General features: G+C 71.0%; 9 protein-coding genes and 2 pseudogenes. 1 reads left to right on the forward strand and 10 read right to left on the reverse strand.

All coding sequences use genetic code 11. The features are described from left to right. The 7 genes and pseudogenes from ACFUJR_RS37145 to ACFUJR_RS37175 form a co-directional block, all read right to left on the reverse strand. A pseudogene (locus tag ACFUJR_RS37145) lies at nucleotides 1–231 on the reverse strand (C-5 cytosine-specific DNA methylase); the annotation flags it as partial. A 115-nt stretch (nucleotides 232–346) separates the two neighbouring features. Continuing rightward, nucleotides 347–529: pseudogene (locus ACFUJR_RS37150) on the reverse strand (hypothetical protein); the annotation flags it as partial. 1 nt (nucleotide 530) lies between these two features. Then, a complete protein-coding gene (locus tag ACFUJR_RS37155; RefSeq protein ID WP_383178926.1) occupies nucleotides 531–1,112 on the reverse strand; it encodes a hypothetical protein in 582 nt (193 codons plus the stop codon). Between the two features lie 42 nt (nucleotides 1,113–1,154). Further along, entirely contained in the window at nucleotides 1,155–2,327 is a 1,173-nt protein-coding gene (locus ACFUJR_RS37160) for a DnaB-like helicase N-terminal domain-containing protein (RefSeq protein WP_383178923.1), read from the reverse strand. Then, the gene (locus ACFUJR_RS37165; RefSeq protein ID WP_383178920.1) at nucleotides 2,324–2,554 is read right to left on the reverse strand and encodes a hypothetical protein; all 231 of its coding nucleotides are present in this window, start codon (nucleotides 2,552–2,554) and stop codon (nucleotides 2,324–2,326) included. The genes ACFUJR_RS37160 and ACFUJR_RS37165 overlap by 4 nt, the downstream gene beginning before the upstream one ends. Further along, nucleotides 2,551–4,338: a type IV secretory system conjugative DNA transfer family protein gene (locus ACFUJR_RS37170; protein WP_383178917.1), complete on the reverse strand. Its 1,788-nt coding sequence runs from the start codon at nucleotides 4,336–4,338 to the stop codon at nucleotides 2,551–2,553. Before ACFUJR_RS37170 ends, ACFUJR_RS37165 begins: the two co-directional genes overlap by 4 nt. A gap of 266 nt (nucleotides 4,339–4,604) precedes the next feature. After that, nucleotides 4,605–5,879 (reverse strand): hypothetical protein, encoded by a 1,275-nt coding sequence (locus ACFUJR_RS37175; RefSeq protein ID WP_383178913.1) that lies wholly within the window; start codon nucleotides 5,877–5,879, stop codon nucleotides 4,605–4,607. Between the two features lie 706 nt (nucleotides 5,880–6,585). Between ACFUJR_RS37175 and ACFUJR_RS37180 the strand changes: the two genes are divergently transcribed. Continuing rightward, a complete protein-coding gene (locus tag ACFUJR_RS37180) occupies nucleotides 6,586–7,902 on the forward strand; it encodes a PQQ-binding-like beta-propeller repeat protein (RefSeq protein ID WP_383178911.1) in 1,317 nt (438 codons plus the stop codon). Between the two features lie 162 nt (nucleotides 7,903–8,064). Here ACFUJR_RS37180 and ACFUJR_RS37185 read toward each other — a convergent pair whose 3' ends face one another. The 3 genes from ACFUJR_RS37185 to ACFUJR_RS37195 all read right to left on the reverse strand — a co-directional run bounded on the left by ACFUJR_RS37185 (nucleotide 8,065) and on the right by ACFUJR_RS37195 (nucleotide 10,584). Beyond that, nucleotides 8,065–8,826 (reverse strand): hypothetical protein, encoded by a 762-nt coding sequence (locus ACFUJR_RS37185; RefSeq protein ID WP_383178908.1) that lies wholly within the window; start codon nucleotides 8,824–8,826, stop codon nucleotides 8,065–8,067. A gap of 99 nt (nucleotides 8,827–8,925) precedes the next feature. After that, entirely contained in the window at nucleotides 8,926–9,753 is an 828-nt protein-coding gene (locus ACFUJR_RS37190) for a hypothetical protein (protein ID WP_383178906.1), read from the reverse strand. A 132-nt stretch (nucleotides 9,754–9,885) separates the two neighbouring features. Continuing rightward, nucleotides 9,886–10,584: a hypothetical protein gene (locus tag ACFUJR_RS37195; RefSeq protein ID WP_383178903.1), complete on the reverse strand. Its 699-nt coding sequence runs from the start codon at nucleotides 10,582–10,584 to the stop codon at nucleotides 9,886–9,888. Between the last annotated feature and the right edge of the window lie 118 nt (nucleotides 10,585–10,702).

Consider the following 10,702-nt stretch of genomic DNA (forward strand, 5'->3'; position numbering starts at 1 on the left):
AGAGGCGCGAAGCACGCACCAGCGCGCATCGAACCGGAGGTCGGCCAGGGATCCGAGTACGGCACCGAGTGCGCGCACAGCAGGCTGGCCTGCGGTGTCTCCCAGACACCACGGGCAGGGTTCCACGTCGCCAGGGGAACCGGCGGGGGAGGTGAGGAGGCCGCGCACATTCTCGATCACTACCAAGCAGGGTCGGAGGGCCTCGACCGCACGGGCGACGTGCAGCCACAGCCCCGATCGGGTCTGGGAGTTGAGTCCGGCCCGGCGGCCGGCGACCGAGACGTCTTTGACAGGGGAAGCCGGCCGTCAGGACGCACACGCGGGGGACGGTGGACCAGTCGACGGTCGTGATGTCGCCCAGGTTGGGGACGCCGGGCCAGTGGTGGGCCAGGATGCGCGAGGCGTTCGGATCGACCTCTGCGTGCCAGGCAAGCGTGCCGCCGAGAGCGGACTGCACGCCCAGGTCGAGGCCGCCGTACCCGGAGCAGAGTGACCCGATCAGCGGAGGGTGGGAGACGGTGGCGGGCATGTCACCGGGCCCGTACGGTCCGGGGCGCAACCGTCGCCGACGCCGGTGCCGCGGGGGCAGCCGGTGCGGCCTCGTACACGGGGGTGGTGGTCCGGCCGATGGCGGCCCGGAGCCGGGACGATGGCGGCGAGACTGCCGTCGAGGCGGCGTGCAAGGAGTCGGCCGCTTCCCGCAGGGCCGTGTCCGCTGTCACGAGCGCCTCGTCGATCACCCGCCCCGCCGCTTCCCGGGCATCCCGGGTGTCGGGCCGGTCGTGCAGGTGCTCGGTCCGTTCCAGGAACGCGAGCTGCTGGGCCACTTCCCCAAGCGCGGCTGCCGCCTCACCAGCGGGCCGTACGGAGGCGGAGAAGCTGGACACGGCCAGGGAAGTTCGGGAGCCGTGGTCCCTGTTGACGGTGCGGAAGAGGACCTCGTCGCCCAGGTCGGTGATCAGCTTGCCGAGTTCGGAGATCTGCTGGGCGACGGCGACGCTGCCGGGGAGGCGGTGAGGGTCGCCGGGGACCGGGAGCTTGCCGCGCTGGGCGTCGAAGGCCGTGGCCGTGGCACGTATGGCCAGGGCGTCAGCGAGAGGGTTCGTGGTCACGATGAATTCCTGTACGTGAGGACGAGCGGTGGATAAGGGATGTCAGCTGTGGTTGCGCGAGGGCGGGCGTGCGGCGGTCGGGGTGGGCCTGGGGCCGAGTTGGCCCGGTGGAGACGGAGCGGGGCGCGGCGTACTGCGGGTGAGGGCAGCGTGTACGCGCGCCGTCGGCGGACCGTTTGGAGAGGAAGCGGTGGCTGGTGCCCGTGAAGTTGGCCGGCCGTTCGCGGTCTGCCAGCGGGCGCGGACCTCGTCGAGCGGGCCGAGAGCGTGCAGGGCGTGGTTGATCAGCCGCCCCGGAGCCAGAACCTCGTCCGCGGCAAGGGCGCGGACCGCGCGGGCGGAGGCAGCTGCGGTGCGCGTGAGGGAGGAACGCATCACCTGCTTGCCGAGCCACTCGGCGTCACCGGCCCCCACGCCGTCGCAGATGGCGGCGAACCGGTCTTCCGACAGCGTGCCGTCGGCCAGCAGGCCGCGCCGCTGGGCCTCCCAGAGCAGGGTGATCCGGTCGATGGGCTCGCCCCTGTGGTGCAGCGCCCCGAGGCACCTGTAGAGCTGCCCGTGGACCGGGTCGGCGAAATCCCCGGGACGCAGCCAGTCCACCACCTTGCCCATGGCCTCCGGCCGCTCGACGAGTACGGCCAGAAGGAACACCTCGTCCTCGGCAGCCCGATCGGCCTGAGCCAGCAGAAGGGCAGGCGGGTCGGGGGCCTGCGATGTCGCGGGCGCGACAGGGCGCGGTTCGGTGCCCCACCGCCGGGCGAGATCGGTGAGTACCCCCGTCAGGACGTCCGCGTAGTGCAGCGCTCCCTCGACCTCGCCTCGCAGGGCGCCCGTGCGAGCCTCCTGGTGAAGCCGGATCGCGTGCTGGGTGACGGTGCGGTGGATCGCCCCCTCCAGCACCATGCGGCCGTACACCGGAGCGTGCGTTGCACGCGGACAGGCCGAGACCAGGAGATGGGCGTACGAGGCGGTCAGTCCCCTGACATGGAGGCTGGCTTCGTCGACAGCGTCGGTCACCCACGACAGCGGCACCGGCCCCTCGCCCCCCACCGCGGGGTGGTCACCGTCCCGGAGCTTGCGAAGCGCGGCGAACAGGGCCTGGTGGACTGGCCGGTAGAAGTGATCCGGCGCGAGCCACTCCAGGTGGGCGAGCTGGCCCGGGTCGAGGAGCACCGCGCCGAGGACCGCCTGCTCGGCATTCAGCAGCGGGTTCATCGACGGCCTCCCATGCTGGAAGCGGACGGCTCACTCGGCTGGGCACGCAGATCGGCGACTGCACGGTCGGCGGCGGCCATCGCCTCTGCGAGGTCGTCGAGCACGGTGGCGAAGGAGGGATCGGCGACGGGAACCGATCCGGCATCGCCGACCAGCCACCACCGGTCCTCGCGCAGGACGGCCGGCGACTGCGCCAGCCGCGCGGAAGGCGGCGTGGGCGCGCTCATGCCGACAGCCCGAAGTCGTCGTGCCCGATGCTCTTCGCGAGGGCCCGCTCGGTGATCGCCTTCGTGGCGCGGGCGGAGGCCGGCCCGACCACCTTGGCGGAGGGCTCCTTGTACCAGGGCCGGATGCTGAGCATGGCGATCCGCAGGCCGGTGGCCAGCAGCAGCACCTTCCCCTTGGGCAGGGCGCGGATCGCGTCGGGAGGGAGGATCCGCTCGGTGCGCATGCTCACTGAGGTGGACTTGCCGCCCTCGTTCGTCGACACCGATACGGTCTGGACGTCGTGGTCGCCGACCTGTCGGCTGAGGCGGTCGGCGAAGTCGGCGTCGTCGATGCCCGATCCGACGATCTTGACGGTGGCGGCGGACCAGAGGGCGTCCATCCCGGCCTCGCCCCAGCACCGCTGGCCCTGCCGGTAGGACTGCAGGATCGTTATCGGGATGACGCCCCGGCTGCCCAGGTGCGAGTACAAGTCCGGGAGGTCGCTGATGCGGCACACGTTGGCGGCCTCGTCGAGGACGCACAGGGCGGGCGGGTCGAGCCGCCCGCCGGAGCGCTCGGCGACGATCACGGCCGCGCGCATCACGGCGTCGGCCGCCGCCGCGATGATCGCCGACGCGCTGCCGCCGCCGTCCTTGCTCAGCAGGTACAGCGTGTCGCGGGACGTGGCGAAGGCGAGGGGCTTGAACTCGGGGAGGTCCTCGCTCGGGGTGACCCAGGCGGCGACCTCCGGGTCGAGCAGGCAGCTCGCGTACTGCCTCGCCGTCTCATAGATGCCGTCGCGGGTCTCGGTCGCGCCGGAGACGGTGCCCTGGAGCTGTGCGGCGACCGCGTCGTGGCCGGCGTCGGTGAGCAGGTCGACCGGGGTCCGGTCGGCGGGGGAGGCGAGCCAGGCCAGCACGTCGGTGATCGGCCGTCGATGGCTTGCGGCGGCCAGGAACAGTGCGCTGAGCGTGTTGGACGCGGCGGTGGACCAGAAGTCGGAGCCGCTCGACTCGTCCACGCTCGCCGCGACGAAGTGCCCGGCCAGCCGTTTCGCCCCAGCCAGGTCCCGGGCGTCGGCCAGGATGTCCCACCACATCTCACGCGGATGATGGGCGATCTGCTGCGGGTCGAGGGTCCAGCCCGTGCCGACCTCGGCACGGGCATCCACTGTGGCGGTGAACGCGTCGTTCGCGGCCTTGTTGGAGGTGAGCAGCACCGGACCGGGGGCCGCGAGGATTGCGGGGATCGCCAGCCCGGACGTCTTGCCGGAACGCGGGGCCATGATCGCGACGATCACGTCCTCCCAGGACGCCCGGACATCGGTCCGGCCCGGATCGAGGGTGCCGAGCAGGATGCCGCGGTCGGCGGGAGCGATCTCCTTGCGCTCCCGGTCGCCGAGGGACGGCCGCAGGCTCTTGGCCTTGGCGGTGATCTCCTTGTCCAGCAGCGGCGCCAGGTCGGACTTGCGGGCGAGACCGGTTTTGGCGCCGGAGCGCCAGCGCAGCCACAGCACCAGGCCGGTGGTGATCAGCGCAAGGGTGAGCAGGCCGGGAACGACGCGGACGCCGACCAGCAGCGCGGTGGTGCTCAGGGCCGGCCACAGCACCTCGGGGTGCAGCAGGGCGTCGGTGGCACGGAACGGGGTCCACGGGCTGCTTCCGACAAGGGAGTTGGTGAGGTTGCCGGTCAGCCAGGCGAGGGAGCCGAAGGCCATCGCGGCGCCGAGGGCGCCGAACAAGAGATAGAGGAGCGCGTCGGATCCGGTGGTGGTCGACGGCGCGCTGGTGCGCGGGGAAGGCACGGGCGGTTCCTTGGGGTGCGAGCGGGTAGGGCGGGGCGCGCTCGGCTCTCGTGCAACTCATGGGCCTACTCCTTGCGGATCGAACGGAAGGCTTCATCGGCAGAGGGAGCGGGGCGTTCCGCGGACGGGGCGGCGTGGTGGATGGCGGGGCGCTGGTGCCGGTGTTGGTCCGCCTGACAGGGTCCGGTTGTCGGCAAGGGCATCGACCGCCCGCGTGAGGTAGGCGGGAGCCAGGACGGCGGGCGCGTACGACGAGATCACCAGAGTCACCGCCGCGGACCAGGGGCGTGCGACGGCCGCACGGCCACAGTGGAGTCCGTCGCCTCGACGCCGAGGGACGGGAAAACCTTGGCCTTGGCCACGGCTGGCGAAGTGGCCAGAGCGGCGTCCCGGTGATCGGGCAGTTTCGGGGAGCGCGTCCGCGTCTCGGTCTCGGGCTGCTGCGTGTTGCCGACACGGCGCAACTCGGCCTCGGAATCGACGAGTTCGGACTGCGCCGAGCTGACGAACTCCGCAGCGAAGCCGAACCGGTCGGCGAGCGCGTACGCCTCGTCGTCGAGGTCGTTGATGTGCTCACTGGCTGCCTCCAACGCTTCGCGGACGCGCTCCAGGGCGCCGTGCTCGGGGTGAAGGAGTTGGTCGACCGCCCGCTGAAGGTCGGCCCCGTTCTCGGCCGATCGGATCCGGTCGGTGATCTGGAGGAGTTCCGCTCCGGCGGCATAGGGCCCGAGTGGGTGGGCCGGCGCGCTCATCCGGGCCGTGTCCAGGGAGGGAGGCAGATCGACGCTGTAGCGGGCGGCGCGGAGCATCTCGGCTGCGTGGGTGGCGATGGCGACCTTGTCAGCGATTGGGGTGGTGGTGGGAAGGCGATGGCGCCGGCCGTGCCAGTCGTCGATCTGTTGGAAGCCAGCATGCTTGAGGATCGAGGCGGAGAGATCGTCGGTGGCCCCCTTTGCCACGACGCTGCCGCTGAACTCGGACGTAATGATGATCGAAGGAGCAGGCACGTGGGCCTCCTGGGCGCGGGGGGTCGGGTCGGGAGCGGCGGGCAGGTGCCTCAGCTCGGCAGCGAGGCACCGACACTCGGTCTGCACGCGAAAGATGTCGCGGTAGGTGTTGTGGAGACCGCCGTCCTCACGGGCGACGGTGGCGACGATGTGCACCTGCCGGGTCTGGTTGCGCAGGGCGATCCGCCGGCAGGCGTCGGGATCGCCGTCCGGGGCGAGCCCGACGGCGGACACCAGGCTGCGGGCGACGGTGGCCCACTGCGAGTCGGTGAGGTCGGGCCGACGCGGGTCGGAGCGGACCGAACAGACCCAGGTCGGCTGCACGGGGGCGCGGGCCCCGAGACGCTCGACGGGCGCGTCGAGAGCGCGGGCCAGGTAGGACAGCGAACCCGGCTCGGCGAGCAGTTCGATTGGGGCTCCGTGACCGTCGCCCGCGATCAACCGGTGGCTGGTGTGGTTGCGGCGCTCACCCGGCCCATACAGGTACGCGAGCAGGCCGACGGTGTCGCTGGCGCGCTGCAGGTGGGCGATCACGGTGTCTACCTCGAAAGAGAAGGAAGAAACGAGGGTCCGGAGGTCGGACCAACAGGGAGAGAATCAGCAGGATTCGGGATTTGGCCCGGCCGGGGATCCCTGATAGACGCCGTGCTCACCCGTCCCTGACCTTGGCGGGAGAGGAGGACTCGGTGCCCCGCCGCAGCGGGGCACCGAGCGGCTAGAAGTAGGGGTTCTCGGTCGGCTTTATGGCCGCAGCTGTGTTCTTCGCGATTTGTGTGTCTCGCGAGACAGGGGGATCGCAATGCCATCGGCTCGCCACGTTCACCCAGATGGGCACGGGCTGTACGGGGCAGTGCTTTGCCCGGATGAAATCCAATGGTGTACCCCGCCGCCCGACGGGATCATGAGCTGCCGCCGTGCCGCGCCCGGGACGGCGGTCGTTCATGTGCCGCCCTGGGAGGAACCCTGTATGACCCTCGTGCCGATAGTCCGACGCGTGTTCGGCGACGGCCCATTCGCCGAGATTGGAGAACCTGCTCTGGCCGTCGTTGACGAGCGCTCGCGGACGGTCGCTGTGGGTGGGGACCTCGGGCATGTCCAGTGGAGTGGCGGTGGGACTGCGGACTCCCGATGGACGGGGCATCGGATCGGTGTCTATGAGCATGACGGGCTGCGGTGTCGGCACCTGGTCCGATCTCGGTACCCCGTTCGGTCTCTCGCCTTCCACCCCGTTCTTCCTCTGTTGGCCGTTGGTACGGGGTGCTACGACGGCGGCTATTCCTTCGAAGGCGAGCTGCTGCTGATCCACCTGGACTCCGGCGACGTCGTGTCCTCGTTGCTGTACCCGCGGGAGGTGCTCAGCGTGGAATGGCGCAGCGAGACGGCTCTTCGTCTGGTCTTGGCGCCGTGTGACGACTGGGAGAACCCTCAGGCACACGAGCAGGGGCATACGGTCGTCGTGGCTCGCTCGGACTGGCGTGCCGTCGGGCGGGGGGCGATCGGTGCCGAGGAGCTGGCCGCCCCCGCGGAACCGGTCGTCCATCCGGATAACAGTGCGGAGGCCCGCCGAACCCTCGCGGACCTCGCGGCCTCGGCCGGTCGGCAGTGGTCCGTGCGCCGGCGGGTATGGGCTGTCGAAGGAACGGAGGACGGCCGTGTGCTGGCCGCTCTGGACGGAATCTTGGCGGAGTCGTGGCTGCCATCAGGAGACCTGCAATGGGCGGTTGAGGATGAGGAAGGCGGCCGACAGCTGGTTCTGGCCTCCAACGGCACATCGGTCTGGACTAACGCCGAGCGCCGCAGTCGCCGCAACGGAAGGCGCTGGGAGACCTCCGCACCCCGAGTCGCCCGGATCGCCGTCGACACAGGGCAGGTGCTGGAGACCCTGAGCCCGGGCGTGTTCACGGTTCTTGTCGCAGGCGGCCAAAGGGCGATCCTGAGGCCGTTGGGCGGCCGCCGCAAGCATCCCGAACGGCTGGTGATGTTCGACCTGGACGGTCCGGTGAACGGTCCTGAGGTCGGCCATTTCGACCTGTTCAATCATCCGTTCGCCGTCCGCCGCGCGAGCCAACCGTACCTCTTGGTCGGCACTGACCCGGACAAGCCGCATAGGGAAAAATGGGTCACCGCCCTGGGTGCCGATGGGACATTGCGGCCGCTCTTCCCGCACTCCTGGGTACCGGCAGAGCACCATTTCGGGGGTCCCGCAGTCGAAATCGGACAGTCCCTGGTCTATGCCGGCGCTGTCCACCATGGCCACGGGCTCCAACCCGGTGGGGCCTACACAGTGCGGCGATCCCTGAACGGCTCAGTGCAGTGGCAGCACCGCACCGATTATCCCGCCACCGCCCTCGACACCGACGGGGACACCGTCTACGTGGCCGACAACTCCGGCGCCCTGACAGCACTGGACGCCGCCGACGGCTCGGTGCGATGGAACACCGAGCTCGAGGTCGAAGGAGCACCGACCACCGCACTGTCCCTTGCTGTCGCGCCCCAAGGGCACTTGCTCATCGGGACCGTCGACGGCCGGATCCTGGAGTGCCCGCCTCGGCCTTGACCCCGAGAGCGAGGCCTTCTGCGCGGCGTGAACGGCGTGCTGAGGGGTCCAGGGCAAGGGGCAGGTTCTCGTCCACTCGCCAAGGAACGACATGGACGTGCAGGTGGTTGATCGGCCAGATGGTCTTCACGGCCATGGGCGGTATTCCTTACGGGAGTTGGGTCAGCGGTTGCAGGAGAACGCGATGCGCGGGTCGACCGGCCGGGCCGCCGCGACGGACGTGGCGGGAGCCGACCCCGGCGCCTTGCCCGGGAGATTGGCGAGGGCCGGGCTGGCGGCGAGCGCGGCGGCCACGATCGGAGAACTACGGCCAGCGCCCTGGACACGGTCGCGGGACGAGGCGGGCGCGGGGCGGTGGCGGGCCGCAACGTCCTGGGCGAGGCGGGGCTGCACCGCGACCTGGACACCGGAACGGTGCAGGGCCAGCGTGGCGTCGGCGACCTTCCCCAGGGCCTCGTCGCGGCTGGCGCCGGGCAGCATGTAGATGTCCAGGCGGTGATCGTGCCGCCAGCCGCGTTCGATCAGGGCGAGTCCGGTGAGTCCGGAGGCGCGGCTGTCGATGGCCGCGACGATGCCGAGCCGCGGATGCTCGGCGAATGCGACATCGGGCTCGGCGTGCAGAGCCCGGGACGGGACGGGCCCCGGGGTGGGTACCAGGGAGGGGTTGAACACGGCGTCCGTGTCGACCCGGAAGCCGGCATTGCGCAGCAGCGCGACGGCCCGCGTGGCGCGGCCCTGCCCGTCACGCTGCTGGTCGGTCAGGGCGTACAGGGTCGCCTCGCCCAGGACAGGGCGGAAGTCGAGCCGCTCCAGCATCCAGGTGCCGGCGGCGAGGTTCTTGGGGTTCGCGGCGACGATGCCGTAGTCGGGGTGGCGGCCGACGGTGACGTCGGCAAGCAGTTCTTCGGCGGAGGTGGGCAACACGGCTGATCCATCCGGTGCGGGCTCGATGACGGGGGAGGTCGAGGGCCGGAAGGGTTCTGCTGGTGAGAGGCATACGGCGTACTCCGAGACGGGAAGAGATCAGCGACCAAGGGTGGTGGAGGGACGTGCGGGTGGAAGCACGGGACGTGGGGGAGGGTCCGTCGCCAGGGGTGTGCGGACCGTGCGCGGTCCGGCCGACGGCGAGGGCGCGAGAGCAGCGCTCACCCGTGGCTGAGCAGAGGCCGGCAGGGCGGTCCGGTCTGTCGGACTTCGGCCCTTGGACGTGAGCAGGGCTGAGTCGCACAGGACGGTGAAGCCCTCGTCCTGCAGCGCGGCGAAAGCCCGGGTCACCGCCCGCCGCTGCTCGGTCGGATCGGTCATGGCCGTGGGCAGCCGGTGGTAGCGCTCCCCATCGAAAGAGACGGCGGCGATGAAACCCGCACGGCGGAGCACGGCGTCGGCGTCACGCTCCTGCGAGGAGCGCTGCTGTTCGGGGCGTGGCGGCACGCCGAGCTGGTCCAGGCGGGCGTCGACGGCGGCGAGCAGACTCGGGACGCTGCCGCCGTACCGGGCGTGTGGGCCGCCGGGTTCCGAGTCGTAGATCTCTTCGTACACCGAGGGCCCGGTGTCCCGGTGGCGGATCGCCGTCCAGCTCTCCGGGAACTCGGGGTACTCGCCGGGTGGTTCCTGCGGCGGCGAGATGATCAGCGAACTGCCGCCGGGGAGGGTGGCGTGGACGATGTAGTCGCTCAGGCCGTACTCGACGGTGACCTCCAGGCCGCGCTGGCGGAGAGGAGCAGTGAGGTGGCCGTACCCGTGATCCTCTTTCGGATCCTCGGACACAGCAGGCGAGGAGACGGTGCTGGTCCACGCGGTGATGTGTGGTCCCTCTCGCTCGAAGGTGATCAGGGGGTTGCCCTGGTGCATGGGTTTTCTCCGTGGTGGGGTGTTCCAGCGGTCGGCGGCGCGGGCTGCGGGCACGCGGTGTCGGGCGGGCGGTGGTCCACGAGGATCTGGCGATCGGAAGGTTTGGTCCCGCCGGGACTCGGTCTACTGGCGTCAGCGGGAGCGCCCCGGCACCGGTGGGCCGGGTGCCGGTGGCGCCGGGGGAGAAACCGGCAGGGCACCGTGCCGGCCAGGGGCGGATCGGGCGAGGGCCACGCGTGCCTGTTCGGCCCGCGAGGACTGTTCGCGGTCCGCTCGGCCGGCCAGGTAGTCCGCGGCCCGTACGAGGGCCGGGCCGCGGATGGACAACTCGTCGGCGTAGTGCCAGCCGTCGGCGTTGCGGTCCTCCTTCGCCTGGCTCTCGTAGAGCTTCCGGGAGCCGGGGAGCGAGGCGTCCATGAGGGCCATGATCTGATCCCACTCGCGCCGGAGCTGTCCCGCCCGTTCCAGGGTGGTGTCGATCCCGCGCAGCCGGCGGAGGTCTTCGCTGATCGGCCCCGCGACGTAGTCGGCACCACTGGCGGCAGCGCGGACGCCGGCCAGGACCTCGGGGCCGTGGGCGAGGAAGACCTTCACGTGTTTCCACGCCTCGGCGTCGCGTTTCACCTTGCCGTCCTCGCATCCCTGCTCGTCGAGGGGCCAGCCGTCGCCGTCGCAGAAGGAGTCCGAGACCGCGTCCCAGGCGTCGGACGCCTGCCTGATCCCGGCGGCGGCGGAGGCCAGCGCCGGGATGTGCCTCCACCAGGCCAGGCGGTCGGTGGCCGCCGGCGGCCGATGCTCGGCCAGGCCGGGAGAACCGGGAGAAGCAGACATGATCGATCCTCCAGACAGGCCCTATGTCTCTACTCCCGCGGGTTCGATTTCTGCGGGCACGTTGTTGTGACCTGCAGGTGCAGGTCGGCGGGGGTTCACTCGACGGGATGAAGAATCC

This window comes from Streptomyces sp. NPDC057271 (genome assembly GCF_042668715.1).
Classification (GTDB): Bacteria; Actinomycetota; Actinomycetes; order Streptomycetales; family Streptomycetaceae; genus Streptomyces.

Bases quoted from the DNA above. Each gene is read 5' to 3' on its own strand.
- ACFUJR_RS37190 (WP_383178906.1), bottom strand. From the start codon at position 9,753: ATGCACCAGGGCAACCCCCTGATCACCTTCGAGCGAGAGGGACCACAC.
- ACFUJR_RS37160 (WP_383178923.1), bottom strand. From the start codon at position 2,327: ATGAACCCGCTGCTGAATGCCGAGCAGGCGGTCCTCGGCGCGGTGCTC.
- ACFUJR_RS37165 (WP_383178920.1), bottom strand. From the start codon at position 2,554: ATGAGCGCGCCCACGCCGCCTTCCGCGCGGCTGGCGCAGTCGCCGGCC.
- ACFUJR_RS37195 (WP_383178903.1), bottom strand. From the start codon at position 10,584: ATGTCTGCTTCTCCCGGTTCTCCCGGCCTGGCCGAGCATCGGCCGCCG.